Below are 26,096 nucleotides of genomic sequence, written 5' to 3'. Positions count from 1 at the left end.
CCCGTTCGAGGATGTATCCGATGAGCAAGCGCGTGGCAGAAATCGTGGTGGACGCCCTGCAGCAGGCTGGTGTCCGCCGTTGCTACGGCATCGTGGGCGATACGCTCAATCATGTGACTGATGCGATGCATGGCAGTGACATCGCCTGGGTGCACGTACGACATGAGGAAGTGGCCGCATTCGCCGCAGGCGCGGATTCGCTGGTCAGCGGCCAGTTGACTGCGTGTGCTGGCTCCTGCGGCCCGGGAGGCCTGCATTTCATCAATGGCATCTTCGAGAGCAATCGCAACCGCGCGCCGATGGTGCTGATCGCCAGCCAGATCGTCACCAGCGAGCTGGGCATGGAGTTCCCGCAGGAAGTGGACTTCAAGGCGGTGTATGGCAGCTGCACGGTGTTCTGCGAGCAGGTGCACAGTGCCGAACAGGCGCGCCGCGTGGTCACGCTGGCCTGCCAGGCCGCGATCAGTCGCCGCGGCGTAGCGGTGGTGATCCTGCCCGCCGATATCAGCCAGGCCGAAGTGAAGCACGACGTGCCGTTCTCGGTGCACTACACCCAGCCTGTGCTGCGTCCCTCCGACGCGGAACTGCAGCGTATCGCCGAGTTGTTGGGGCAGGGCAAGCGCATTGGTGTCTACGCTGGTGCCGGTTGCCAGGGCGCGCACGCGCAACTGCTGGAACTGGCCCGGCGCCTGCAGGCGCCGGTGGCGCACACCTCGCGCGCCAAGGATTTCGTCGAGCCGGACAACCCGTACAACATGGGCATGACCGGCATCTTCGGCATCGAATCCGGCTTCCACACGCTGATGGAGTGCGACACGCTGCTGCTGCTCGGCGCTGATTTCGCTTGGGGCCAGTTCTATCCGGACAAGGCCACGATCATCCAGGTCGACCGCGATGGCAGCCACCTCGGCCGCCGCCATCCGGTGAACCTTGGCGTGGTCGGTGATATCGCGCCGACGCTGGACGCCTTGCTGCCGATGCTGCCGCCGCGCGAGGACAGCAGTTTCCTGGACGAGTGCATCGAGCGCCGTGACAAGGCACTGAAGAAGCGCGAGAAGGAAGAGCAGCCCGGTGAGGGCGAGTTGATCCATCCGCAGCACCTGACCGCGCTGCTGTCGAAATATGCCACCGATGATGCGCTGTTCACTGCCGACGGTGGCTCGCCGATGGTGTGGGTGTTGCGCCACATCCGTGTCAACGGCCGCCGCCGCACGCTGACCAGCCTGCTGCACGGCACGATGGCCAATGCGATGCCACAGGCACTGGGCCTGCAGAAGGCGTTCCCGGGCCGGCAGGTGATCTCGCTGTCCGGCGATGGTGGCCTGGCAATGCTGCTGGGCGACCTGCTGACGGCGGTACAGGAGAATCTGCCGATCAAGGTGGTGGTGTTCAACAACGGTTCGCTGAATTTCGTCGAGCTGGAGCAGAAGGTGGAGGGGCTGCTGGACAACTACACCGACCTGAAGAACCCGGACTTCGGCCGCCTGGCCGAGGTGATCGGCTTCCACGGCCGCACGGTGACGCGCAGCGAGGATCTGGAGGAGGCGGTGCAGGACTTCCTGGCGCAGCGCGGCCCGGCGCTGCTGGACGTGCATACCAGCCGCGCCGAGCTGGTGATGCCGCCGCAGATCGAGGCCAAGCAGGTGGCCGGCACTGCGTTGTACGCGGCCAAGGCGGTGTTGAACGGCCGCTTCGACGACGTGAAGCATCTGCTGGTGGACAACTTCCTGAAGAAGTAGGGGGTTGGTTGATGCAGGGCTGCGCCCTGCACCCGCGGTAGTGCCGGCCGCTGGCCGGCAACACCAACAGCAGGAGCAGGTTTCTGAGGGATGGCGGGGTGGGTCCGGTTGCGGGGGACGCTGCAAGTACATCCATGTAAGCTCGGTCGCGCCATCCATGGCGCTCACGCCCCCGCAACCGGACCCACCCCGCCTTCGACAGATCATCGCTGCTGTTGGTAGGTGTCGACCTTGGTCGACACAGTAGATCCACGCCATGCGTGGATAGCGTGGAAATGATCGAATTGTTCTCGTAGAGCCGAGCCATGCTCGGCTCAGCGCGAAGCGACCCGCTTTTGCTTTTGATCTTTTGATTCTCTTCCGTGGCTGGCACGCGCAGGAAACTGTCAGGGGCCGTTCGGGATGGGCTGCGCAGGACCGTTGGCGCCATGGATGGCGCCATCGAGCCCCCAGGGACGGGTTTACGGCGTGTCCTGCGCAGCCCATCCCGACCGGCCCAACCCAGAAATCGCTGTCCGCGACCAACCCAGCCACGAGGGGCCCCGCCGTTGGCTGGAACCCATCATTCCACGACGGAATTGGCGCCCGGGCCCCGCTGGGCCTACCATCGGCGGTCCCCACCCCCACCACCCCTTCCATGTCCGCTCCCGCTTCCGCCGCACCGCGTCGCTGGTTCGTCTCCGGCGACTTCAACGGCTTCTTCGGCCTGGTCGTCGACAACCTCTCCATCCTCGGCTTCATCGCCATGGCCCTGGTCGGGATCTTCCAGTTCCCCGCCGACGTGGTGTTCGGCCGCATGTTCCCCGGCACCGCCTTCGGTGTGCTGGTGGGCAACCTGCTGTACACCCTGATGGCCCGCCGGCTGGCTGCGCGTACCGGTCGCGACGATGTCACTGCCATGCCGCTCGGCCTGGATGCACCGACCAGCATCGGCATGGCGTTGCTGGTGCTCGGCCCGGCCTTCATCGCCTTCAAGCAGCAGGGCATGGATCCGCACGAGGCGGGCATCGCCACCTGGCAGCTGGGCATGGCTGCGCTGGTCATCATGGGCGTGCTCAAGTTCGTGCTGTCGTTCTTTGGCGAAGCGGTCACTCGCGCGCTGCCGCGGGCCGCGCTGCTGGGCTCCATCGCCGGCATCGCGCTGGTGCTGATGGGCCTGCTGCCGCTGCTGGAAACGCTGCGCTCGCCGCTGGTCGGCTTCACCACGCTGGGCTTGCTGCTGTATGTGCTGATCGCCAAGGGCAAGCTGCCGGTGCGTGGCCCGGGCGTGCTGCTGGCCTTCGTGTTCGGCACCGTGCTGTATTACGGCCTTGGCCTGGCCGGGCTGGGCGCACCGGGCTTCCACGTGCCGGCGTGGGTGCCGCCGCAGGTGGTGCTGCCGCTGCCGACGCTGGGCTTCCTCGACGGCCTGCCCACCGCGATGACCTACCTGCCGCTGCTGCTGCCGTTCGGCCTGCTGATGGTGGTCGGTGGCATCAACGTGTCCGAAAGCGCACGCGCGGCCGGTGATGACTACCGCACCCGTGACATCCTGCTGGTGGAAGCGGTGGCTACGCTGGTGGCCGGTGTCTGCGGTGGCGTGGCGCAGACCACGCCGTACATCGGCCAGCCGGCCTACAAGCACATGGGCGCGCGCAGCGGCTACACGCTGCTGACCGGCCTGTTCGTCGGCATCGGCGGCATGCTCGGCATCATCTCCGGGCTGGTGCAGTGGCTGCCGCTGGCGGTGCTGGCACCGATCATCGTGTACGTGGCCATCGACATCACCACCCAGGCCTTCCAGGCCACGCCGCGCCACCATACCGGTGCGATGGTGTTCGGTTTCCTGCCGTCGGTGGCCTACCTGCTGGCGATCAAGGCGCCGGGTTGGATCGCCCCGGACCAGCTGCCGCAGCTGCTGACCAAGCTCGACGGCCATGGCCTGCCTGAGCTGGCGGTGATCTTCACGCTCGGCAACGGCTTCATCATCACCTCGATGCTGTGGATCTCGGCGGTGGCGGCGATGGTCGATGGTCGCCTGCGCCGCGCCTGCGGTTTCCTGCTGGTGGCGGCGGTGCTGACCCTGTTCGGCCTGATCCACTCGGTGGACCCGCGCGGTGGCATCTACCTGCCGTGGGATCTGGACGGCCTGGCGCGCATCATCAGCTGGCAGTTCGCCGGCGCCTATGTGGCATTGGCGCTGCTGCTGGGCCTGCTGTCACTGCAGAAGCAGGCGGTGAAGCCGCTGGGTGAAAACAGCTGACCCGTGGTAGTGCCGGCCGCTGGCCGGCATGCTCATGGAGCTCGGACGCATCGTGCAGTTGCCGGCCAGCGGCCGGCACTACCGCTCCCCATCCAGCTCGGGGTAATGGCGGAAGATGCCGTTGGTGTTGAACGGCAATCGCCGTTCCGAGTCCAGATAGGCGGCGATGTTCGGCCGCTTCGCCACCCGCTCCTGCAGCGCACGCAGCAGGGGCAGGGTCGGCGCCAGTGCCTGCATCCGGCGCGGGAACATGTAGTCCAGCCCGCTCAGCAGCTGGAACAGCGACAGATCCACATACGAATGTTCGCGCAGTGCATGACGGCCACCGTTGGCGGCCAGCACCTGCTCGAAGTAGCCGAGGAACTTCGGCAGCCGTTCGCTGCGCAGCGACGCGGCACGTGCCTTGGCCTCGGTCTTCTGCTCTTCGTAGTACTTCGATGCAGCGATCGGATGGTGGGTGTCATGCACCTCGGCCACCAGGTCGGCGATGGTCAGCTGCAACTGCAGCGCCTGCATCCGCCGCGAGGCTGCCTGTGGCACCAGGTCCAGCGTCGGGCCCAGGAAATCCAGGATTGCCGCGACCTGCGCGATGACCTGGCGACCGGCCTTCAGGAACGGCGGCGCGAAGGGCTGCGCACCTTCACTGCTGCCATCGAGAAACGGCTGCATCACTGCATCGCCGTGCACCCGCGCCATGTCGATGTAGTCGGCACCGGCATCTTCCAGCGCCAGCCGCACGAACTCGCCACGGCCCTGGATGCCGGTCCAGTAATACAGCGCGTACTGCATGGCTGTGTCTCCACGGGACAGGATGCATAGCGTCGCGCTGCTCGCGCAAAGCGGGCGTGAGTGCAATGCCTACCTGGCGTTGGATGTCGGAGTGTTCAGGCCGATGGCGCGACGGTGATGATGTCGTGTTCATTGACGCTGCCAGCCAGCGTGTAGCGATATCCCTTGGCCAGGACTTCAACGTAGCTGTCATGTGCGGCAAGGATGAAAAGCTGCAGGTCGTGGACATTGCGGGGATCGTAGTGCGCGAGCAGTGCCGCCAGGCCAGGATCGTGGATGACCCGGTAGAAGCCGGGGAAAGGGCAGAGACCGGTTTGCCGCCAGTGCGCGGTTTCATCGGCTGGTCCGGTTTCCTCGACGATCTCACCGTGGCGCATCTCGTGAAAATTTCCGCCCCGGCAACGCGCTTCATGGACAAGTTCGAAATCCACCTGCAGTGAGCGGTAACGCATGCCCGGCTGCGCTGCATAGTCCTCCAGCGTCTGTGCCTCCACGTTCACCTGTGCGCTCGCGTTCTGCTCTCGATACACCAGTGTCAGGTCGAGCGTGCTGATGCGGAAAGGCACCGGTTCCGGGCGAAGCTCCATGGGTCGTTCGTCGAAGGGGCTGGACTGCTCATTGGGCCGCCCGTCGCACTGCGCTGTCAACGCGTTTCCCGAACCTTACCGGAACGGGTGGGGAACCCACGGAAATCAGCCGGGTCACACCTTGTCCATGCGTGTGAGATCGAGGTGCTGCATCATGCAGAGTGGAAAAGCGGTTTGGCCCTGGGTGTTGGGCGTGGTGGTGATCGGTGGCGCGGGCGGTTGGCTGTTCCGCGACCAGCTGAAGAGCCTGGCGGACGGAGTTTCGGTGCCGGTGCAATCAACCCCGGCCAGTACCGGCGCACCGGCACAACCGAAGGCGGCCGCAGAACCCGCCCCAACACCACCCCCGATCAAGCATCCGCTGGATACCGAGGCGGCGGCCGACCCTGCGTTGCCCAAGCTGGCTGACAGCGATGCGGCGGCCTGGGGCGCGCTGAGCCAGTTGTTCCAGGGCGAAGGGCCGCTGACCCTGCTGCTGCGCGACCACCTGATCCAACGCCTGGTCACCCAGGTCGACAACCTGGACAAGCCCAGCGTGCCGCCGACCGCGCTGGCCGCGCGCCCGCTGCCGGGCAACCTGCAGGTCGAGCCCGGTGAGGGCGGCGAGCGGATCGCCGCCAGCAACGCGGCGCGCTATGCGCCCTACGTACAGGCCTTCACCGCGCTGGACCCGGCGGCAACGGCCACGTCCTACAAGCGCTTCTATCCGCTGATCCAGCAGGCTTACGTGGACCTTGGCCGGCCCGAGGGCTATTTCAACGACCGTCTGGTCACGGTGATCGACCACCTGCTGGAGACCCCGGAACTGGCCCAGGCGCCGCTGGTGCAGCGCGACGAACGGGGCCGCTATCGCTTCGTCGATCCCACCCTGCAGTCCCGCTCGATCGGGCAGAAGGCCCTGCTGCGCATGGATGTGGCGCAGGCAAGGGCCATCAAGCAGCAGCTGCGGGCGATCCGTACTGCGATCACCCGCGGCTGAGCCTGCAGGCGTCAGAGGGCCTGCAGGAAGGCTTCGATGTCCTGCAGGTCCCGCCTGCTGAGCCCGCGCGGACGCAGCAACGGATCGGGTGCCGGGAAGGGGGCTGCGTCTGGCGGGAGACCCGCCGGAGCCCGCGGTCGGGCACCGCCCACGTTGTAGAACGCCAGTACGCCAGACAATTTCGGGATCATGCCGTTGTGCATGTAGGGCGCTGTGGCGGCAACGCCACGCAGCGACGGTGTACGAAAACGGCCGCTGTCGGCGGGATCACCGGTGACCTCATAACGTCCCAGATCCTGCCGCGAACGCCCGTGGAAATGCAGGCCCAGGTTGTGGAAGCCGTTGTCGGTCAGCGCCGGTCCGTTGTGGCAGTTCATGCAACCGGCCTGCGTGCGGAACAGGTGCAGGCCACGCAGCTGGGCATCGTCCAGCGCACGCGCATTGCCAAGCAGGAAGCGATCGAAGCGACTGTTGCGTGGCGACAGGCTGCGTTCGAACGCGGCGATGGCCTGGCCGAGCTGCGCGGCATCGATGCGCGGCTGCGCGAACACCTCGTTGAACGCACGGCGATAGGACGCATCACGGCGCAGGCGACGTACCGCTCCCTGGGACGTGAAGCCCATTTCGATGGGATCGGAAATGGGATGCAGGGCCTGTTCCTCCAGCGACGCTGCGCGACCATCCCAGAACAAGGGCGCCGCATGCGCACTGGCCACCACGCTGGGTGCATTGCGGCGACCGGGCTGGCGGTCGTGGCCGAATGACACGCGACGGCCATCGGCCCAGCCCAGGTCCGGGTCATGGCAACTGGCACAGGCCAACTGTCGCGAGCGGGACAGGATCGGATCAAAGAACAGTCGACGGCCCAGCGCTACTTTTGCGGGCGACGATGGATTGTCTGGCGCATCAGCCGGGGCAGGCAACGGAGCCAGTTCCTGCCAGGCGACGCCGGGTTCCACCTCTGGCGCTGGCCACCGCATGCTGGGGTTGCTGTAGAGCGCGCGCAGGCAGGCGCTGTCCGGACGCGCGGGAAGCACGTCGGGGCACGGGGTATGACGCGCAGGTGCAGGCATGCCCGCGCCGCCCAGCAACAGGGCGGTGACGGGCAGTAACAGGTGCAGAGGATGCGGGCGCATCGTCAGCAGCGGCCCGGTGCGGGCACACTGGGCCGCCGGCTCAGAACGAGTAGCCCAGTTCCAGCCAGTAGCTACGGCCGGGCTCGTAGTAGGTCGTGGTTGCCGTGGTGCCGGAGATGCGGTTGCTGCGGTTGAGCACGTTCTGCACTTCCACCCGCACATAGACCTCCTGGTTGGCCTTTGCTGCGAACGCATACTGCAAGGTCGCATCCCACGTCCAGCCGCTGGGATTGCGGATGTCCTCGTAGACCACCAGCAGATCGTCGCCATGTGGCTCGTACCGGCTTGTCTTCAGCAGTCCCTCATAACCCGCACGGAAACTGAAGAAATTGGACCAGGTCAGGCCCGCAGCGGGAATTTCGGTGCGGGTGGCCAGTCGGGCCGACCACGGGCGCACGTAGTCGCGGGCTGGCAGGTCGTACCGATGGATGGCCTTGCCGTGGTAACTGATCAGCTCGTAGAAGTCGCCGATGGACGTGGGGGTGGTGGCGTCTTCGTAGGTGTTGTAGCTGCGGCGCGACTCGGTGTGGTCCAGGGCCAGCTGCGCCGTGGACTGCGTGCCCCACAGCGTCAGCGGTTGTTGCGGCGAAACAGATAGGGTGTAGGTGCTGCTGCGGCTGCGCCCGGCGTTGGCGTATTCGTACAGCACCGCCTTGTAGACGCCCTTGTCGTAGGTGTCGGTGATGCGCTGGCGGACGATGTCATCGCGGTTGCTGCGATCGACGTACTTGACGTTGATGTCCAGTCCGGCGAACTGCTGCCGCCATGCCAGCGACCACTCATCAGTGTAGGGTGTATCCAGGTCGGACACGCGATTTGCCGTGGTCGCGCGGGTGCCGGTCAGGCTCTCCCAAGGAGTGCTGCTGCTGGTGCGGGTCAGGTCTTCCTGCAGGCGCTCGCGGCCTTCGCTCAGCAGGTAGGTGAAGAAGTTGCGACCATAGTAGCGGTTGCGGCCCACGGTCAGCACGCTGTTGCCGGTGCCACCGACGTCCCACGACGCGGCAAATCGCGGCGAGATGTGGGTGCCTTTCCAGAAATCATTGCGGTCCAGGCGCACGCCCGGGCGCAGGCTGACATCGCCGATGCGGATGTCGTCCTGGACATAGGCATCCCATTCGGTGCCCGACACCTCGAACGCTCCGGCGTGGTAGAGCACCAGCTTGGAAAAGTACTGGCCTTTTCCCGCGGCGAGCACCGACGTTCTGGTGAACACGGGCGACAGCGAGCAGGAATCGGTGTCCTCCACGCCCGTGGTCAGCATGCAGCTGGTGGCGGTGCGTGGCGTCTGGTAGTTGTAGTGATCGTTCAGCCGCTCGTAGTCGGCGTTGCGTCGTTGCACACCCGCGCCGAACGTCAGGTGGTGCTCGGCCGTGCCCCACTGGAAACGTTCGCGGCTGGCAGAGAAGCGGTAGCCGATCTTGCGGTCGCGCTGGTCGATGTTGCCCCAGCTGCCTTCCTGGCTGTAGTTGCCGACACCCCAGTTCTTGTCTTCCGACGGAGCCCAGGTCTTGAAGTAGTCGTAATCGCTGCGGCGCGAGCTTTCCAGATCACTGTAGGTCAACGCGTTGCCGAACGACCACGTGCCGGTATCGTAGTCGGCGCGCAGTGATGCCACCGGCCCGCCCGACTTCAGGTTGAACCACGAATTGCGCGAGCTGTGAATGAAGTAGGCATCGTCGGTAGGCGAATAGCTGACGTTGGCGCGCAGCGTCAGTCCCTCGCCGTTGCTCCAGTCGGCGGCCAGCGTGGCGGCGGTGCTTTCACGCACCTGGGTACGTTTGAAGTCGTCGTTCGGACTCACCTTGCCGCCGTTGTAGGCGCGTAGCGGAATTTCCGAACGGGTGCGGGTGACCGTGCCGATCAGGCCGATGCCATTACGACTGCGCCCCTCCAGGCGTGCGCCGATCTTGTACTTGTCGTACTGCTGCTGGAAGGTGGGTAGCGCCGATTCCTCGAAATTCTCGGCTTGGCCCGGATGCATGATCAGTTCGTTCCACGCCGAACGGGCCATGCGGAACCACACCTTGCCCGACAGGCTGTCACCGGCGGTGCGGCTGCTCGCATCGATGACGCCACCGGTGAAGCCGCCGTAGGCCGCAGGCACGTTGCTGTCATAGACGGTGACTTTTTCCAGTAGGTCGGGGTCGACGGTGATGCCCTGTGCGGCGCTGGGAACGTTGATGGACGAGTAGGCATCGCCATTGTGGCCGGGTGCCACGTTGCTGGCCGGGTCAAGATCATTGTTGAAGTTCGCGCCGTCGATCAGGAACAGGTTCTGGTAGAACGGTGCGCCGTTGATCGAGAAGTCCACCGGACGGATCTCACCGCCGTTGCGCGCACTCCAGCCGGTGTTGCTGAACTGCACGGCAGGGTTGATGCGAAGCAGTGAGCCGAGGTCGCCGTTGCCCTTGGCATAGCCCTGCAGGTAGTCCTGGTCCAGGGTCATGCCTTCGGCATACAGGAAGTCGCGGGAGGCGACACTGCCGACCCGCAGCGGACGCAGCCGGCGGGTGGTCAGCGCGGGTGAAGGTGCGGGTTGCACGGTGTAGCTGCCATCGGCGCGGCGAACGGCGCGCAGGCCGCTGCCCTGCAGCAATGCGGCAAAGCCGGCGTCCACATCGAGTCCTTCCGCCGTCGTCGGTGCGTGGCGGCCACGGGTCAGGGCGGGGTCGAAGGACAGGGCAACGCCGTGTGCGGCGGCGAAAGTGCTCAGCGCACCGCCGAGCGGCTCGGCGCTATGCGGGACCGGCGCAGCGTCGGTGGGCGAGATCTGAGCGAAAGCCGGGGGGGCAGCGAGGGCGACGGCCAACAGGCTCAGGCGCAGGCGGGAAGAGGTCATGGGCATGGGCGAGGGGAAGAGGAAGGGTCTCATTCCCTCTGCCCCTTGAAACGGGAAAAAGTGTCATCCCGGTGTGTCGAGGCCGCGCAGCTGTATCCACAACCCGTGCTGGATCTGCAGGGCATAGGTGGCCGCGAGCATCGACAGGCACCGATCCAGGTCATCGGCCGGGTACGCGCCGGAAACCGGCATCGAGGCGATGGCCGGGTCCACGCGCAGCCAGCGCCGGTGATAGCGGCCAAGTTCCAGCATGAACTGCTGCAACGGCACCGCGTCAGCGGTCAGCATGCCGTGGATCCAAGTGTCGCTGCCGGCGCGTGCCGGGCCAGGTGATGGCAGCGAGGTCCGGTTCCAGCGCAGTTCCTGCCCGGCGTCGACCTGGCGATGGTGGCTGCCGGATTCGACCCTGACCGCGCCCTCACTGACTACCAGCAAGACATCGTCGTTGAACAGCCGCACGCTGAAGCGGGTGCCCAGCGCCCGCAGCGCGCCGAACGGCGTCGCGACCCGGAATGGTCTTGCCGGATGCTGGATGTCACGTGCGGTCTCCACCAGCATCTGGCCACGACGCAACCGCAGCAACCGTTGGGTACCATCAAACGCGATGTCGACGGCGGTATCGGTATCGAGGTGCAGCACGCTGCCATCATCCAGCACCCGCTGTGATCGTTCGCCCACGGCGGTACGGACGCTGGCATCCCACGCCGCGTCATCCCACAACCTCCATGCCAGCCAACCACCGAGTGGTGCAACCAGCAGTGCGGCAACGCTGCGCAGCACGGCGCGCCGGCCGGCAGACGCAGGCCGTTGCAGCGTGCGTTGGGCCAGCGGCGCAGGCACCTGGGCAGCCAATGCCAGCAAGCGTTCCGCACGCTGCCACGCGCGGGCATGTTCGGGATCGGCATCGTGCCAGCGCTGCCACCGCGCGCGCTGGGCCGCGCTGCCGTCCTCGTGCAGGCGCATCAGCCAGTCGGCTGCCTGCTCCAGTACGCGGGGCGGAAGTGCCGGTTCGGCGGTGGTCTCAGCCGGCATGCGCCAAGCAGCCCAGCAGTGCCCGTTTCATGTGCCGCTTCACCGTGGACAGCGACAACCCCAGCTGTTCGCTGATGGCTTCATAGCGGAGCCCATCGAACTGCGCCAGCAGGAACACCCGGCGCGCCATTGCCGGCAACCCGTCCAGCATCGCATCGATCTGCTGCAGGGCCTCACGTACCAGGGCCTGTTCTTCCAGCGAGGGCAGCACCGGCTCTGGGAACTGCGCCAGGTATTCCAGGTAGGCGCGCTCCAGCGCCTGGCGGCGGAACCAGTTGGCGGTCAGCCCACGCGCCACGGTGGTCAGGAACGCACGCGGCTCACGCAGCGCAGCGAGATCGCGTCCCTGCAGCAGCCGCGCGAAGGTGTCCTGGGTGAGATCGTCGGCCACATCGCGATTGCCCACGCGCCCGCTCAGCCAGCCGTGCAGCCAGACGCGATGATCGCGGTACAGCATGCCCAGTTGTTCGTGTCGGGGGCCCATGAAAGGGGATGCGTGGTCTTGATCGAAATGAGAATGATTCGCAAGTATCGCATCCGCGATGCCCGGATTCCAGTGCCAGGCGCGCAGTGGCTTGCGCAGGATCAACGCGCCGACCACACCCGCTCCGGCATGCTGGCCGCAGGCTGACTGGCCTCGGGGTGCAGTCGCAGCCACCCTTGAAACGGGGTGGGGCAACCGCATCTTTCCAGCATCGCCGGCGCGGGCCGGCCCTGATGACCGATGAGGATTCGCAATGCGGATGGACAAGCTCACCTCGCGTTTCCAGCAGGCGCTGGCAGACGCACAGTCGCTGGCCGTGGGCCGCGACAACAGCATCATCGAACCGGTTCACCTGTTCAGCGCGCTGCTGGACCAGCAGGGCGGCAGCACGCGCCCGCTGCTGGCCCAGGCCGGGGTGAACGTGCCGGTGCTGCGCGAGCGCCTGACCGAGGCGCTGGATGCACTGCCGAAGGTGTCCGGCCAGGCCGGCAACGTCTCGATGGGCAATGACCTGGGGCGCCTGCTGAACCAGACCGACAAGCTGGCCCAGCAGAATGGCGATGCCTTCATTGCCAGCGAGTGGTTCGTGCTGGCGGCGCTGGACGACGGCGGCACGCTGGGCATGGCGCTGCGCGCCGCCGGTGCCGACAAGACCCGCCTGCAGGCCGCCATCGACAAGCTGCGTGGCGGCGAGAACGTGCAGTCGGAGAATGCCGAGGAACAGCGGCAGGCGCTGGAGAAGTACACCATCGACCTGACCGCGCGCGCCGAGAGCGGCAAGCTCGATCCGGTGATCGGCCGTGACGAGGAAATCCGCCGCACGATCCAGGTGCTGCAGCGCCGGACCAAGAACAATCCGGTGCTGATCGGCGAACCCGGCGTGGGCAAGACCGCCATCGTGGAAGGTCTGGCCCAGCGCATCATCAACGACGAAGTGCCCGAGGGCCTGCGCGGCAAGCGTGTGCTGTCGCTGGACATGGGCGCGCTGATTGCCGGTGCCAAGTTCCGCGGTGAGTTCGAAGAGCGGTTGAAGGGCGTGCTCAACGACCTGGCCAAGAGCGAAGGGCAGATCATCCTGTTCATCGATGAGCTGCACACCATGGTCGGTGCGGGTAAGGCCGACGGCGCGATGGATGCCGGCAACATGCTCAAGCCGGCGCTGGCACGCGGCGAGCTGCACTGCGTCGGTGCCACCACGCTGGATGAGTACCGCAAGTACATCGAAAAGGATGCCGCGCTGGAGCGCCGCTTCCAGAAGGTGTTCGTGGGTGAGCCGTCGGTGGAAGACACCATTGCCATCCTGCGCGGGCTGAAGGAAAAGTACGCGGTGCACCACGGCGTGGAGATCACCGACCCGGCCATCGTCGCCGCTGCGACGCTGTCCAACCGCTACATCACCGACCGCCAGCTGCCGGACAAGGCCATCGATCTGATGGACGAGGCGGCCTCGCGCCTGCGCATGGAAATCGACTCCAAGCCGGAGGAGCTGGACCGCCTGGAACGCCGGGTGATCCAGCTGAAGATCCAGCGCGAGATGCTGAAGAAGGAAAAGGACGAAGCCTCGCGGCAGCGCCTGGCCGATCTGGAGAACGACATCGATGCGCTGGAGCGTGAGTTCTCCGACCTCAATGAAATCTGGAAGTCGGAGAAGGCCGCGCTGCAGGGTGCGACCAAGATCAAGGAGCAGGTCGAGCAGGCCAAGCTGGAGCTGGAAGCCGCGCAGCGCCGCCAGGATTTCGCCAAGATGAGCGAGATCCAGTATGGCCTGCTGCCGCAGCTGGAAAAGCAGCTGGCCGCTGCGCAGGAAGCCGAACACAGGGACTTCAAGCTGGTGCAGGACCGGGTCACCGACGAGGAGATCGCCGAGGTCGTGTCGCGCTGGACTGGCATTCCGGTCAACAAGATGCTCGAAGGTGAGCGCGACAAGCTGCTGCGGATGGAAGAGGTGCTGCACAACCGCGTGGTCGGCCAGGAGGAAGCGATCAAGGTCGTCTCCGATGCCGTGCGCCGTTCGCGTGCGGGCCTGTCCGATCCGAATCGCCCGGCCGGTTCGTTCCTGTTCCTCGGCCCGACCGGCGTCGGCAAGACCGAGCTGTGCAAGTCGCTGGCCGAGTTCCTGTTCGACAGTGCCGACGCGATGATCCGCATCGACATGAGCGAGTTCATGGAGAAGCACAGCGTCGCCCGCCTGATCGGTGCGCCCCCGGGCTACGTTGGTTACGAGGAGGGTGGCTACCTGACCGAGGCCGTGCGTCGCCGTCCGTATTCGTTGATCCTGCTGGACGAAGTGGAGAAGGCGCATCCGGATGTGTTCAACATCCTGCTGCAGGTGCTGGACGATGGCCGCCTGACCGATGGCCAGGGCCGCACCGTGGACTTCCGCAACACCGTCATCGTGATGACCTCGAACCTGGGCTCGCACCAGATCCAGGACATGAGCGCTGATGACAGCCCTGAGGCCTACACGCAGATGAAGGCGGCGGTGATGGGCGTGGTGCAGGCGCACTTCCGCCCGGAGTTCATCAACCGCCTGGACGACATCGTGGTGTTCCACCCGCTGGACAAGCAGCAGATCAAGCAGATCGCGCGCATCCAGATGCGTGGGCTGGAAAAGCGCCTGGCCGAACGTGGTTTGAAGCTGCTGGTGTCCGATGCAGCGTTCGACCTGCTTGGCAACGTTGGTTTCGATCCGGTGTACGGCGCACGTCCGTTGAAGCGGGCGATCCAGGCGCAGCTGGAGAACCCGCTGGCGCAGAAGATCCTGTCCGGTGCCTTCGTCAACGGCGACACCATTGAAGTCGGCAACGACGGCGGCCACCTGGTGTTCGCCAAGGCGTGATTCACACGGGGCGCTGCCTGATCGCGGCGCCCCGTTTCCTGCGGAGTACGCCGGGCCATGCCCGGCGCTCACTCAGAAGCGGTGCGTGTAGCCGCTCATCAGGCCGAACTGGTTGGGCTTCTGCACGATCGGGCTGTCGGCGGCGTCGCCAAGCAGTCGCGTGCCCTCGGCCGAGATGTACCAGTTGCCGTTGCGGCCCACGCGGTGGCTCCATTTCAGGCCAAGACCGGCGCTGACCAGCCCAGCCTTCGGCGTGTGCTGGGCAAAGCCGGTGCGCGCCGCCTGTTCCGGGCTGACGCCGTACCAGGTCTGCATGTAACCGCGATTGCCGTAGTCGGTGGAAACACTGCCGCTGACCACGCCACCGGCCAGGTCGAACAGCGGCATGCTCAGATTCAGATGGATCTGCTGGGTAGCCAGGCCGTTCTCGGCCTTGTCCTCGTCCTTGCGGGTGAACTGCCAGGCGCCGCTCAGCACGGCTTCGCCCAGCGTATAACCAGCGGTGAGACCGACCAGGGGACGGGTATCGATATCACCCATGCCGCGCAGGAAGTCCGAACCGCCGAGCAGGGAGTCCTTGTCGCGGCGGATGCCGCTGGCGCCGACGTAGGCACGCACACGGGTGTGCTCGCCAATGGACGTGCCCCAACCGATGCCACTGGTGCCCAGAAACCAGCCCCCCGGCGAGGTGACATCGAACGACAGCGACGGCGTCGCGCGGTATTCCTCGCTGCCGCTGTAGCGCGGCGTCACGCCACCACCAGCGGCGAGCTCGAAGGTCCAGTGGTCATCCTTGGCGTGGGCGATCGGCGCGGCGAACAGCGGCAGCAGGGCCAGGCACAGCATGGTGGGGGAACGGCGAAGCTGGGACATGGAATCTCTCGACAATGGGAGGAAAGCAGCGCGCGCATCCGGCGAGTGCTGCAGGGTCGCCAGCGTGGCGATATGCCGGCGACCGATCCCTCCGCAGTTGTGCGGGAGTTGTAATCAACTGTAATGGCGCCCGTGGGCGTTCAGCTGGCAGCCAGCGGCCAGTGCATTTCCAGGCGTGCGCCGCCGAGGCTGGCGCGACTGATGCGCAGCTCGCCGCCGTGGCGGGCCGCAATGCGGCCGACGATGGCCAGGCCCAGGCCGAAGCCGCCGGTATCACGGCTGCGGCTGTCATCCAGGCGGGTGAACGGGCGCATCACCTTTTCATGGTCGGCCTCGGCGATGCCCGGGCCGTCATCGTCCACGCGCAGGCAGGCGCGTCCGCCCACACCCACCAGCGACACTTCCACCTGCGAGCGCGCGTGGCGCAGCGCATTGCCTACCAGATTGCTCAGCGCCAGCTGCAGCAGCCGCGGTTCGGCATCCACCCGCGGCAACGCACTGGGCTGCACGCGCAGCGCCACGCCGGCTCGTTCGGCATCACGGCGTGCATCGGCCAGGCAGGCCTGCAGCCAGTCGTTGGCTTCAATGCGCTGCATCGGCTCGCCTTCGCCGGGATGCTCCAGACGCTCATAGGCCAGCAGTTCGCTGACCAGCCGGTTGAGTTCGGCCAGGTCGCCGTGCAGCCCCTGTGCCAGCCGTGTACGGCGTTCGTGATCGTCGCTGTCCTGCATCAGGTCCAGGCCGAAGGCCACGCGCGCGATGGGCGTGCGCAGTTCGTGCGATATGGCATGGGTGAGGTCGCGCTGGCGCTGCACCAGCTCGGCCACGCGCGCGGCCATGCGGTTGGAATGGTCGACGATGACGCGTATCTGCGAGCGTGGCGAAACCTGCGCGCGCGCCTGCAGATCGCCGGCACCGATGCGATCGGCGTGCACGCGCAGCGCGTCCAGATCGCGCCAGAGCAGGCGCACCCAGGCGTACAGGCACAGCCCGAACAGGGCTAGCATCACCGAATAGGCGATCAGGGTGAGATAGAGGGTCATCGACGGCTCGCCTGGCAGATGCAGGCGCAGCCAGGGGCCATCGGGATGCAGTGGATCAAGCGGCGCCAGTACGATCTCGAACTTCTGCCGGGAAATGAGCCCGTTGCGCTGCAGCTGTTCCTGTTCGCCGGCCGCGAGGGCCGGTGCTGACGGCAGCAGAGCCAATGCGATGCCATAGTGGGGTTGCCATTGCGCCAGCTGATCCTGCTGGGCGGCGGAGTCCTTTCCGTCCAACCCCTGCCGCAATGCATACAACTGGCCACGCACCTGCTCTGCGAACACACGCTGCTGGAACGGCAGGTAGATGCGATCGAAGATCACGTTGATCAGCAGCAGGGTGATCAGGAAGCTCGCGCCGACCACCAGCCACAGGCGCAGGAACAGCCGCTTCATGCCGTCCAGGCCGACGGATTGAACTGGTAGCCGCGGCCCCACACCGTCTTGATCCGCCGCGGTTCGCGCGCGTCATCGCCCAGCTTGCGGCGAAGCTTGCCGATGCTGACATCGACACTGCGGTCCAGCCCGTCGAAGCCGATGCCGCGCACCGCCTGCAGGATCTGGTCACGCGAGAGAATCTGCCCCGGCTGGCTGGCCAGCAGCCACAGGATCTCGAATTCGGTGGTGCCCATGTCCACCGGCTGGCCGTGCAGATGCACCTCGCGCTGCATGCGGTCGATCAGCAGCTCGCCGTGCATGAGGCGGCAGGGGCTGCCGGTGTTGCTGCTGCCATGGCGGCGGCGCAGCAGGGCGCGCAGGCGGGCCAGCAGCAGGCGCGGCTCGATCGGCTTGTGCACATAGTCGTCGGCGCCCGATTCCAGGCCGAGCACCTGTTCGATGTCGTCCTCGCAGGCGGTCAGCATCAGGATCGGCACATCGGAGAAGCTGCGGATCTGCCGGCACACATCGATGCCGCCAAGGCCGGGCAGCATCAGGTCCAGCATCACCAGTTCCGGCGCGTGCTGGCGGCAGGCTGCACCGGCGAGGTCGCCACGGGCCACATGCTGCACGGCGAAGCCATGTTCGTGCAGGTAGTCGCTGACCAGTTCGGCCAGGCGGCGGTCGTCCTCCACCAGCAGCACCGGGGTCGGCGAGCCGCTGGCGGCGGGTGTCCAGGGGGATGACTGCATGCGCTTGGGCCTCCGTGCCCGGGCAGGAGCGCCCGGCGGCGAAGCCTAGCAACGGCCCATGACGGCTGCCTGAATCGCGGCCAACCTGATAACCGGTGGTACTGGCGTCATCGCCAGCAGCTTTCAGCGCGTGGTTCTGGCTGGCCTATGGTGGCGGTTTCCCCGGATGGAGCCTGGCGCAATGAGCGACCCGCAGTGGCAACTGGAAACCCTGGCCGTGCATGGCGGCTACCGTCCCGACCCGACCACCCGTGCGGTGGCGGTGCCGATCTACCAGACGGTGGCGTATGCCTTCGATGACACCCAGCACGGCGCCGATCTGTTCGACCTGAAGGTGCCCGGCAACATCTACACCCGCATCATGAACCCCACCACCGACGTGCTGGAACAGCGCCTGGCCGCACTGGAGGGTGGCATCGGCGCGCTGGCACTGGCCTCGGGGCAGGCGGCGATCACCTATGCCATCCAGACCATTGCCGAGGCCGGTGACAACATCGTTGCCTCCAGTGCGCTGTATGGCGGCAGCCTCAACCTGCTGGCGCACACGCTGCCGCAGTACGGCATCCAGGCGCGCTTCGCCGACCCGGCCGATCCGTCCGCCTTCGCCGCGCTGATCGACGAACGCACCAAGGCGGTGTTCGTCGAATCGATCGGCAACCCGCGTGGCAACGTCACCGACATCGCGGCGATTGCCGAGGTCGCGCATACCGCCGGCGTGCCGCTGATTGTCGACAACACCGTGGCCACGCCGTTCCTGCTGCGCCCGTTCGAGCACGGCGCCGACATCGTGGTGCATTCGCTGACCAAGTACCTCGGCGGCCACGGCAACAGCCTCGGCGGCGCGATCGTCGATTCCGGCCGCTTCGACTGGGCTGCACAACCCCAGCGCTTCGCACGGCTCAACCAGCCCGACCCCAGCTATCACGGCGTGGTCTATACCGAAGCGCTGGGGCCGGCGGCCTACATCGGCCGCGCGCGGGTGGTGCCGCTGCGCAATACCGGCGCGGCGCTGTCGCCGTTCAATGCGTTCCTGATCCTGCAGGGCATTGAAACCCTGGCGCTGCGCATGGAGCGCATCAACGCCAACGCGCTGGCTGTCGCGCAGTTTCTGAAGTCACACGCAAAGGTGGCCTGGGTGCGCTACGCCGGGCTGGCCGACGACCCCGAGCATGCCGCCGCGCAACGTTACCTGGGTGGGCACGGCTCGGGCGTACTGACCTTCGGCCTGCCGGGCGGCCGTGAAGCCGGCGCACGTTTCCTCGATGCGCTGAAGCTGTTCACCCGCCTGGTCAACCTGGGCGATGCAAAATCGCTGGCCACCCATCCGGCCTCGACCACCCACCGCCAGCTGGATGCCGCCGAACTGGCCAAGGCCGGTGTCAGCGAAGACACCGTGCGGCTGTCGATCGGCATCGAGCATATCGGCGACCTGCGTGCCGACCTGGAGCAGGCCCTGGCTGGCGCCTGATAGCCGCACGCTTGGTCGTCATCGCCACAGGCGATCACCACCGGCACCGCGATGCGCTACGGTGGAACTGCCTCTCCAAGGCATGGCAACGTGGCGATCCAGATCCCCGGTCGATGCGGGTCGACCGGGGATTCTTTTGTTTCCGGGGTCAGATGCACCGCCGTGTCGACCAAGGTCGACACCTACCAACAGCCGCAGGAAATTGTCGAAGGCAGGGTGGGCCCGGTTGCAGGGGCGTGAGCGCCATGGATGGCGCGACCGAGCCTCCATGGACGGATTCACGGCGTCCCCTGCAACCGGACCCACCCCGCCATCCCACGGAATGCCAGCTTTTGCTTTTGTCGTTGCTTCAGCAGGTGCAGGGCTGCAAGCCCTGCCGCACCCACACTCCTCACACCACCGGAATACTGTGCTGTCCCAGCCCGCGATACGGCGGCGTGGCCATCACCATCTCGGCCAGCGAATAGGCCAGCTCGCGCTCTGCCATCACCGTGCCATCGGCACCGTGCTCCAGCAGGTGCTTCACCTCCGCATCGCTGTGCGCACGCGCCAGCAGGGTCAGATCCGGATTGATCGCACGCAGCTTGGCCAGCGCCTCACCGGCTTCCAGCGGCTGAGGAATCGCCAGCACCGCAATCTTCGCGCGTTCCGGATGCGCTTCGGCCAGCACGCGGTCGGCAGCAGCACTACCACGGATCGCCGCCAGGCCCTTGGCGTGCGCCTGTTCGACGTGCTCCTTGTTGTCATCGATCACCAGCACCGGCACGCCACGATCGCGCAGCACCTGCGCCAGCTCGCTGCCGACCCGGCCGTAACCAATGACGATGGCATGGTCATGCAGGTCACGCGAGGGGCCGGTGGCCTCTTCCGGCTCGGCGGCCTGGGGCGACTGCTCCTGCTTGGCCTGCCAACGGTCAAGCAGCCCGAACACCAGCGGGTTGAGCATGATCGACACCAGCGCACCGGCCAGGACCAGCGACTGGCCTTCCTTCGGCAGGATCTGCAGCGCGACGCCGAGGCCGGCGATGATGAAGGCGAACTCGCCGATCTGCGCCAGGCTGGCCGAGATGGTCAGCGCGGTGCTGGTCGGGTGGCCGAACGCACGCACGATGAAGAACGCGGCGGCCGACTTGCCGAACATGATGATCAGCACCGTGGCCAGCACCTGCCAAGGGTGCTGGACGAGGATGTTGGGGTCGAACAGCATGCCGACCGAGACGAAGAACAGCACCGCGAACGCATCGCGCAACGGCAGCGAATCATGTGCGGCCTTGTGGCTCAGCTCCGATTCGTTGAGCAGCATGCCGGCGAAGAACGCGCCCAGCGCGAAGGACACGCCGAACAGCATGGCCGAGCCGAACGCCACGCCCAGCGCGATCGCCAGCACCGACAGGGTGAACAGTTCGCGCGAACCGGTGCCGGCGATGCGTTCCAGGATCCACGGAATGACCCGGCGCCCGACCACCAGCATCACCGCCACGAACAGGCCCAGCTGCACGAAGGTCCAGCCGATGTCGGCCAGCACGCTGCCCAGCGAGTGCGATTCCTTGGCCGCATCGGGGCCGAACACACCGGCCATCACCGGCATCATCACCAGCGCCAGCACACAGGCCAGGTCTTCCACGATCAGCCAGCCGACCGCGATCTTGCCGCGCATGGTCTCCAGCAGGCGGCGCTCCTCCATCGCCCGCAGCAGTACCACGGTACTGGCGGTGGCCAGCGAGAAACCGAAGATGACGCCATGCAGGGCTGGCCAGCCCATCAGCGAGGCCACGCCCCAGCCGAGCAGGGTAGCGACCGCGATCTGGCCGATGGCACCGGGGATGGCGATGGCCTTGACCGCCATCAGGTCCTTCAGCGAGAAGTGCAGGCCGACGCCGAACATCAGCAGCATCACGCCCAGCTCGGCCAGCTGGTTGGCCAGCGCCTGGTCGGCGACGAAGCCGGGGGTGAACGGGCCTACGCAGATGCCAGCAACCAGGTAACCGACCAAGGGAGACAAGCGGAGCTTGTTGGCCAGCGCGCCGAAGATGAAGGCGAGCCCGAGGCCAACGGCAACGATGTTGATCAGGTCGGTGTCATGGTGCATCGGCACTCGCAGAAAAACGGGGGTATCCCGATTTTCACCGATGACGCCAGATACGGCAAACCTTAAATGCGAATGGGGTCAGATCCCTCTCCCGCAGGAAAAAGGATCTGACCCCACCAGGGAGTTGCCGGCCAGCGGCCGGCACCACCAGAGAGGCGCCCGCCAGCGCTTACCAGGTGTACTTGACCCGGCCGTACACGTACGCGCCGTTGAAGCCGAACGGCGAGTAGTTGCTGTACGGCAGCATGCCGAAGGTGGAGTTCTGCAGGTCTTCGGTGCGGTCCGGGTACTTGTCCAGCAGGTTGTCGGCGCCCACGGTCAGGGTCCAGTTGCTGCTCGGCTTGTAGCTGGCCGAGGCATCCACCACCCAGGCGTCGCCGTAGGTCTGGTCGCGCAGTGCGGTGGCCGAGTTGCGCACGGTGAATTTGCCGTAGCGGGTCGCGGCCAGGCCCAGTTCCCAGTGGTCCGAACGCCAGGTGCCGCTCAGGATCGCCTTGTCGCGCGGATAGCTGTCCTCGATGCGGCCGATCTCATCGCGGCCGATCAGCGACTGGGTCAGGCCCAGCGTGCCGAACACCGCCGGGGTGCCGCCGACGCGGCGCACTTCGGTGTCGTTGTAGCTGTACGCGGCGGTCAGTTCCAGGCTGCTGGCGCTGAAGGGCACCGTGTAGCTGGACACGAAATCGACACCGCGGGTGCGCGTATCCAGGCCGTTGGTGAAGTACGAGAACGCGGTCACCTGCGGCAGGCCCAGCGTGCCCAGCAGCGCGCTGGTGGCGGTGTTGGTGGTGATGCTGGACGACAATGCGATGCGGTCATCGATGTCGATCTGGTAGGCGTCGACGGTGATGTACAGGCGGTCGACCGGCTGCAGCACCAGGCCCAGGCTGTAGGAGGTGGAGGTCTCGGCCTTCAGCGGCGAGGCGCCCAGCGCCTGCGCAGCCGGGCTGGTGGTGGGGAAGGTGCCGCGCTCGACGAACACGCCGTTGAGGAACTGGCTGGTGACCGCCTGGTAGCCCTGCTGCGCCAGCGACGGTGCACGGAATCCGCTGGACGCGGTGGCCCGCAGCGCAACCTTGTCGGTGAACGCGTAGCGCGCCGACAGCTTGCCGGAGAAGCGGTCGCCGAAGTCCGAGTAATCCTCGTAGCGGCCGGTGATGCCGGCCGAGAACTTCTCGGTCAGGTCCGCTTCCAGGCCGGCATAGACCGCGTAGTTGTGGCGGTCGGCATGCACTTCATTGGTGGGGGTGAAGCCACCGAAGCCCTGCGCGCCACTGCCGGTGTACGAGTTCAGCTCGCCCGGCTTCTGGTCCCACTTCTCCTTGCGGTATTCACCACCGAAGGACAGCGTGACCGGGTAGGCCAGGCCCCAGTCCAGCGACTTGGTCAGATCGGCGTTGAAGATGTCCTGCTGGTACTTCAGCGTGCCGTCGTAGAACGAGCGCGGGCTGGTTGCGCCGAGGCTGTAGTTGATGCTGTTGCGGGTGTGGAAGTCGAGGGTGTTCTCGCCGTGGTTCAGGCTCAGGTCCCAGGTCCAGCCGTTGTCGGTGTTGCCCTTGACCCCGGCCACCAGCGAGCGGTCCTTGGAGTACTGGTTGATCTCCGGCACGAAGCCGTCCGGGTAGGTCTGCGCCAGCAGCGCGCTCTGCCCGCTGTGGTTGCGCGAGCGGTAGAACGCGAACGAGGTGATGTCGCGGTTGCTGAGCAGCGCGCTGGCGTAGCCGGTCACGCGGTCGCTGAAATCGAAGCTGGCGTTGACCGAAGCCGCAGTCGCATCCACGCGCGGGTCGCCCACGATGAAGGTCTTCTGGCCGATGCTCGGGAAGTTGCCGGTGTTCGGGGTGGTGCCGCGGTACGGGCCGGCGCGGTTGCTTTCGTCCTGCTGGCTGATCTGGCCGGCCACGTGCACGCGGCCACGGCCGTTGCCGAACTCGACGCCGGTATCGCCGGAGAGCTGGTACTTGTTGCCGTCACCGGCCGAGTACTGGCCGTAGTCCACCGCCAGGCTGCCGCCACTGCCGCTACCCTTGAGCACGATGTTGATGACGCCGGCGATGGCGTCCGAGCCGTACTGCGCCGACGCACCGTCGCGCAGCACTTCCACGCGCTCGATGGCGGCGATCGGGATCGCATTGATGTCCACCGCCGACGAACCACGGCCGATGCTGCCGTTGACGTTGATCATCGCCGAGGTGTGGCGGCGCTTGCCGTCGACCAGCACCAGCACCTGGTCCGGTGACAGGCCGCGCAGCTGCGCCGGGCGCACGCCGCTGGTGCCATCGGTCAGGGCAGGGCGCGGGAAGTTCAGCGAGGGCAGGGCGCGCGACAGCGCGGTGGCCAGCTCGCTGGTGCCGGTGGACTGCAGGGCTTCGGGGGTGATGATGTCGATCGGCGACTGCGATTCGGCCACCGTGCGGTCGGCCACGCGGGTGCCGGTGACGATCACCGTGTCCAGGGTGTTGGCGGCGGTGCCGGCCTGCTGGGCAGCGGCAACGAACGGAGAGCCACCGAGTGCGACAGCGACGGCGGCGGCGATCAGGCTGGTCTTGCGGGTCATCGGGACGGAGCTCCGGTTGGCGGGGGCGGCACCGGAATCGACATCACGGGGGTGAGGCGGACGGCGGTTGTTGCGGTGCGCAAAGCAGGAATTAACGGGATATTCAGTGCGTGTCAAATGCCGGTCATCGGAAAAAACGTTGCAGCAGCAACCATTTAGCCCGGATCGGCACTGGCGCGGGAGGGAGCCCGGGACGCGCGCGGCAAGGACGTGGGAGAGAGGAACGCCGGCCGCCGCGCATCCCGGGACGCGTCAAGTATTCGTTAACGCTAGAATTGCGTCGCAGGAACAGTGCTCACCAGCACATTCCATCTGGTTATATGGACGCCTCCCCCGATGATTTCCCTTCGTAATTTCGCCTTGCGCCGCGGCGAGCGGCTGCTGTTGTCCAATGTCGACCTGACCCTGCACGCCGGTTACCGGGTGGGTGTGGTCGGCCGCAACGGTGCTGGCAAGTCCAGCCTGTTCGCGGCGGTGAAGGGCGAGCTGGAGGCGGACAAGGGCGATGTCGATCTGCCCGGCAAGGTGCGCATCGCCAGCGTCGCCCAGGAAACCCCGTCGCTGCCCGACCCGGCGCTGAGCTTCGTGCTGGGCGGTGATACCGAAGTGGCCGCAGTGCTGGCCGCCGAGGCCGAGGCGACCGCCCGTGAAGACTGGGAAGCGGTGGCCGAGGCGCACACGAAGATGGCCGAGCTCAATGCCTACGACGCGGAAGCGCGCGCCGGCAAGCTGCTGCACGGCCTCGGTTTCCCGGCAGAGACCCACCACCGCGCGGTGTCCTCGTTCTCCGGCGGCTGGCGCGTGCGCCTGAACCTGGCCCGCGCGCTGATGATGCCAAGCGACCTGCTGCTGCTGGACGAACCGACCAACCACCTGGATCTGGACGCGGTGTACTGGCTGGAGCAGTGGCTGCTGAAGTATCCGGGCACCCTGCTGCTGATCTCGCATGACCGCGAGTTCCTCGACAACGTGGCCACCCACACCCTGCACCTGCACGGTGGCGGCGCCAAGCTCTACCCGGGCGGTTACACCGATTTCGAGCGCCAGCGCGCCGAACAGCTGCGCCAGCAGCAGATCGCGCACGAGAAGGAACAGGCCGAGCGTGCCCACCTGCAGAGCTTCATCGACCGCTTCAAGGCGCAGGCCAGCAAGGCCGCGCAGGCGCAGAGCCGCATGAAGCGCCTGGCCAAGCTGGCCGGCACCGAAGCGGTGCGTGCCGAGCGCGAGTTCCGCATCGAGTTCGCGCCGCCGGCCAAGCTGCCGTTCTCGCTGATCCGCCTGAACCACGTCGAGGCCGGCTACGGGAAGGACGCGGTGATCCTGCACAACGTCGGCTTTGGCCTGGAAGCGGGCCAGCGCATCGGCCTGCTCGGCCCCAACGGTGCCGGTAAGACCACCCTGGTGAAGACCCTGGTGGGTGAACTGGCACCGATCGTTGGTGAGCGCATGGCGCACCCGGACCTGAAGATCGGCTACTTCGCCCAGCACACGGTGGAGTCGCTGCACGAAGGCCAGTCGCCGATGGAGCATTTCCGCGAGATCGCCCCGGACGCACCGAACCAGTCGTTCCGCGATTTCCTCGGCAAGTGGAACTTCCCGGGCGACCGCGCGTTCGAGCCGGTGGATGGTTTCTCCGGCGGCGAGCGCGCGCGCCTGGCGCTGGCGCTGATCGCCTGGCAGCAGCCGAACGTGCTGCTGCTGGACGAACCGACCAACCACCTTGACCTGGAAATGCGCGAAGCGCTGGCTGAGGCACTGGCCACCTTCGAAGGCGCGATCGTGATGGTCTCGCATGACCGCCATCTGATCGGCCTGGTCTGCGATACCTACTGGCGCGTGGCCGATGGCGTGGTCGAGCCGTTCGACGGCGACCTCGACGCCTACGCGGCCTGGCTGCGCACCCGCCCGCAGGCGCAGGGCACCAAGGCGCGCATGGAACAGGTGGAAGAGCCGGTGGTGGTCAAGACCGCGCCGGTGGCTCAGGTGGTGCAGAAGAAGCCGGTGAACCCGCACAAGCTGGCCGCTGCCGAAGCCAAGGTGGCCGAGCTGGAAAGCGCCCTGGCCGAGCTCGACCGCCAGCTGGCCGACCCGGCCAACTACGCCGATGCCACCCGCATGGCGGTGATCGGCCGTGACCGCGAAACCGCTGCCGCCCAGCTGGAAAAAGCCGAAGCGACGTGGATGGAGCTGCTGGAGTCCTGATCACGCAAAAAAAGGGGACGGAGGGGATTAAGTCGTTTGTGGCACAAACGACTTAATCCCCTCCGTCCCCT

17 protein-coding genes are annotated in these 26,096 nt (G+C 66.5%); 6 read left to right on the top strand and 11 right to left on the bottom strand.

Annotation, left to right across the window (positions count from 1 at the left end):
* Window positions 1-20 precede the first annotated feature (20 nt).
* Together ACZK5G_RS17625 and ACZK5G_RS17620 are read left to right on the top strand one after the other, a co-directional pair.
* Entirely contained in the window at window positions 21-1,739 is a 1,719-nt protein-coding gene (locus ACZK5G_RS17625; RefSeq protein ID WP_478464245.1) for a thiamine pyrophosphate-dependent enzyme, read from the top strand.
* Window positions 1,740-2,376: 637 nt separating this feature from the next.
* Window positions 2,377-3,981, top strand: coding sequence for a SulP family inorganic anion transporter (locus tag ACZK5G_RS17620; protein ID WP_478464243.1), 1,605 nt, complete (start codon window positions 2,377-2,379; stop codon window positions 3,979-3,981).
* A 78-nt stretch (window positions 3,982-4,059) separates the two neighbouring features.
* Here the strand turns inward: ACZK5G_RS17620 and ACZK5G_RS17615 are convergent, their stop codons facing one another.
* Window positions 4,060-4,770, bottom strand: a complete 711-nt coding sequence (locus ACZK5G_RS17615; protein ID WP_478464242.1) for a glutathione S-transferase — start codon at window positions 4,768-4,770, stop codon at window positions 4,060-4,062.
* 95 nt (window positions 4,771-4,865) lie between these two features.
* Entirely contained in the window at window positions 4,866-5,357 is a 492-nt protein-coding gene (locus ACZK5G_RS17610; RefSeq protein WP_049400792.1) for a hypothetical protein, read from the bottom strand.
* Window positions 5,358-5,511: 154 nt separating this feature from the next.
* Here ACZK5G_RS17610 and ACZK5G_RS17605 point away from each other — a divergent pair, with 154 nt between their 5' ends.
* A complete protein-coding gene (locus tag ACZK5G_RS17605) occupies window positions 5,512-6,336 on the top strand; it encodes a DUF3014 domain-containing protein (RefSeq protein ID WP_478464240.1) in 825 nt (274 codons plus the stop codon).
* An 11-nt stretch (window positions 6,337-6,347) separates the two neighbouring features.
* Here the strand turns inward: ACZK5G_RS17605 and ACZK5G_RS17600 are convergent, their stop codons facing one another.
* From ACZK5G_RS17600 to ACZK5G_RS17585, 4 genes are all read right to left on the bottom strand, one after another.
* Window positions 6,348-7,472 (bottom strand): cytochrome-c peroxidase, encoded by a 1,125-nt coding sequence (locus ACZK5G_RS17600; protein WP_459001933.1) that lies wholly within the window; start codon window positions 7,470-7,472, stop codon window positions 6,348-6,350.
* A gap of 40 nt (window positions 7,473-7,512) precedes the next feature.
* On the bottom strand, window positions 7,513-10,311 hold the full coding sequence (locus tag ACZK5G_RS17595) for a hypothetical protein (RefSeq protein WP_478464238.1): 2,799 nt from the start codon (window positions 10,309-10,311) through the stop codon (window positions 7,513-7,515).
* 63 nt (window positions 10,312-10,374) lie between these two features.
* The gene (locus tag ACZK5G_RS17590) at window positions 10,375-11,343 is read right to left on the bottom strand and encodes a FecR domain-containing protein (protein ID WP_459001929.1); all 969 of its coding nucleotides are present in this window, start codon (window positions 11,341-11,343) and stop codon (window positions 10,375-10,377) included.
* Window positions 11,333-11,827, bottom strand: coding sequence for a sigma-70 family RNA polymerase sigma factor (locus ACZK5G_RS17585; RefSeq protein ID WP_478464235.1), 495 nt, complete (start codon window positions 11,825-11,827; stop codon window positions 11,333-11,335). The genes ACZK5G_RS17590 and ACZK5G_RS17585 overlap by 11 nt, the downstream gene beginning before the upstream one ends.
* A gap of 253 nt (window positions 11,828-12,080) precedes the next feature.
* On the opposite strand from ACZK5G_RS17585, the gene clpB reads away from it, so the two are divergent.
* A complete protein-coding gene (gene clpB, locus ACZK5G_RS17580; protein WP_049422955.1) occupies window positions 12,081-14,666 on the top strand; it encodes an ATP-dependent chaperone ClpB in 2,586 nt (861 codons plus the stop codon).
* Window positions 14,667-14,738: 72 nt separating this feature from the next.
* On the opposite strand, the gene ACZK5G_RS17575 is transcribed toward clpB, so the two are convergent.
* From ACZK5G_RS17575 to ACZK5G_RS17565, 3 genes are all read right to left on the bottom strand, one after another.
* Window positions 14,739-15,539, bottom strand: coding sequence for a MipA/OmpV family protein (locus tag ACZK5G_RS17575; RefSeq protein ID WP_478464233.1), 801 nt, complete (start codon window positions 15,537-15,539; stop codon window positions 14,739-14,741).
* Window positions 15,540-15,679: 140 nt separating this feature from the next.
* Window positions 15,680-16,975 carry an ATP-binding protein gene (locus ACZK5G_RS17570; RefSeq protein WP_478464231.1) on the bottom strand — a complete coding sequence of 432 codons (1,296 nt, stop codon included), beginning with the start codon at window positions 16,973-16,975 and terminating at the stop codon, window positions 15,680-15,682.
* Window positions 16,972-17,709, bottom strand: coding sequence for a winged helix-turn-helix domain-containing protein (locus ACZK5G_RS17565; protein WP_478464229.1), 738 nt, complete (start codon window positions 17,707-17,709; stop codon window positions 16,972-16,974). The genes ACZK5G_RS17570 and ACZK5G_RS17565 overlap by 4 nt, the downstream gene beginning before the upstream one ends.
* A gap of 181 nt (window positions 17,710-17,890) precedes the next feature.
* Here ACZK5G_RS17565 and ACZK5G_RS17560 point away from each other — a divergent pair, with 181 nt between their 5' ends.
* Window positions 17,891-19,177, top strand: a complete 1,287-nt coding sequence (locus ACZK5G_RS17560; RefSeq protein WP_478464227.1) for an O-acetylhomoserine aminocarboxypropyltransferase/cysteine synthase family protein — start codon at window positions 17,891-17,893, stop codon at window positions 19,175-19,177.
* 391 nt (window positions 19,178-19,568) lie between these two features.
* Here the strand turns inward: ACZK5G_RS17560 and ybaL are convergent, their stop codons facing one another.
* Window positions 19,569-21,266 carry a YbaL family putative K(+) efflux transporter gene (gene ybaL, locus ACZK5G_RS17555; protein WP_107431474.1) on the bottom strand — a complete coding sequence of 566 codons (1,698 nt, stop codon included), beginning with the start codon at window positions 21,264-21,266 and terminating at the stop codon, window positions 19,569-19,571.
* A gap of 169 nt (window positions 21,267-21,435) precedes the next feature.
* Window positions 21,436-23,823: a TonB-dependent receptor plug domain-containing protein gene (locus ACZK5G_RS17550; RefSeq protein WP_032128541.1), complete on the bottom strand. Its 2,388-nt coding sequence runs from the start codon at window positions 23,821-23,823 to the stop codon at window positions 21,436-21,438.
* Between the two features lie 336 nt (window positions 23,824-24,159).
* Here ACZK5G_RS17550 and ACZK5G_RS17545 point away from each other — a divergent pair, with 336 nt between their 5' ends.
* Window positions 24,160-26,025 (top strand): ABC-F family ATP-binding cassette domain-containing protein, encoded by a 1,866-nt coding sequence (locus ACZK5G_RS17545; RefSeq protein ID WP_478464225.1) that lies wholly within the window; start codon window positions 24,160-24,162, stop codon window positions 26,023-26,025.
* Window positions 26,026-26,096 lie beyond the last annotated feature (71 nt).

The organism is Stenotrophomonas sp. 62841_Sma, from assembly GCF_056482945.1.
The sequence above is the reverse complement of the archived record's forward strand: the minus strand, read 5'-3'. Positions and strand labels throughout refer to the sequence as shown.

What these genes read in the sequence shown, in the direction of transcription:
- ACZK5G_RS17625 (WP_478464245.1), top strand. Translation starts at nt 21, where the DNA reads ATGAGCAAGCGCGTGGCAGAAATCGTGGTGGACGCCCTGCAGCAGGCT.
- ACZK5G_RS17620 (WP_478464243.1), top strand. Translation starts at nt 2,377, where the DNA reads ATGTCCGCTCCCGCTTCCGCCGCACCGCGTCGCTGGTTCGTCTCCGGC.
- ACZK5G_RS17615 (WP_478464242.1), bottom strand. Translation starts at nt 4,770, where the DNA reads ATGCAGTACGCGCTGTATTACTGGACCGGCATCCAGGGCCGTGGCGAG.
- ACZK5G_RS17610 (WP_049400792.1), bottom strand. Translation starts at nt 5,357, where the DNA reads ATGGAGCTTCGCCCGGAACCGGTGCCTTTCCGCATCAGCACGCTCGAC.
- ACZK5G_RS17605 (WP_478464240.1), top strand. Translation starts at nt 5,512, where the DNA reads ATGCAGAGTGGAAAAGCGGTTTGGCCCTGGGTGTTGGGCGTGGTGGTG.
- ACZK5G_RS17600 (WP_459001933.1), bottom strand. Translation starts at nt 7,472, where the DNA reads ATGCGCCCGCATCCTCTGCACCTGTTACTGCCCGTCACCGCCCTGTTG.
- ACZK5G_RS17595 (WP_478464238.1), bottom strand. Translation starts at nt 10,311, where the DNA reads ATGACCTCTTCCCGCCTGCGCCTGAGCCTGTTGGCCGTCGCCCTCGCT.
- ACZK5G_RS17590 (WP_459001929.1), bottom strand. Translation starts at nt 11,343, where the DNA reads ATGCCGGCTGAGACCACCGCCGAACCGGCACTTCCGCCCCGCGTACTG.
- ACZK5G_RS17585 (WP_478464235.1), bottom strand. Translation starts at nt 11,827, where the DNA reads ATGGGCCCCCGACACGAACAACTGGGCATGCTGTACCGCGATCATCGC.
- clpB (WP_049422955.1), top strand. Translation starts at nt 12,081, where the DNA reads ATGCGGATGGACAAGCTCACCTCGCGTTTCCAGCAGGCGCTGGCAGAC.
- ACZK5G_RS17575 (WP_478464233.1), bottom strand. Translation starts at nt 15,539, where the DNA reads ATGTCCCAGCTTCGCCGTTCCCCCACCATGCTGTGCCTGGCCCTGCTG.
- ACZK5G_RS17570 (WP_478464231.1), bottom strand. Translation starts at nt 16,975, where the DNA reads ATGAAGCGGCTGTTCCTGCGCCTGTGGCTGGTGGTCGGCGCGAGCTTC.
- ACZK5G_RS17565 (WP_478464229.1), bottom strand. Translation starts at nt 17,709, where the DNA reads ATGCAGTCATCCCCCTGGACACCCGCCGCCAGCGGCTCGCCGACCCCG.
- ACZK5G_RS17560 (WP_478464227.1), top strand. Translation starts at nt 17,891, where the DNA reads ATGAGCGACCCGCAGTGGCAACTGGAAACCCTGGCCGTGCATGGCGGC.
- ybaL (WP_107431474.1), bottom strand. Translation starts at nt 21,266, where the DNA reads ATGCACCATGACACCGACCTGATCAACATCGTTGCCGTTGGCCTCGGG.
- ACZK5G_RS17550 (WP_032128541.1), bottom strand. Translation starts at nt 23,823, where the DNA reads ATGACCCGCAAGACCAGCCTGATCGCCGCCGCCGTCGCTGTCGCACTC.
- ACZK5G_RS17545 (WP_478464225.1), top strand. Translation starts at nt 24,160, where the DNA reads ATGATTTCCCTTCGTAATTTCGCCTTGCGCCGCGGCGAGCGGCTGCTG.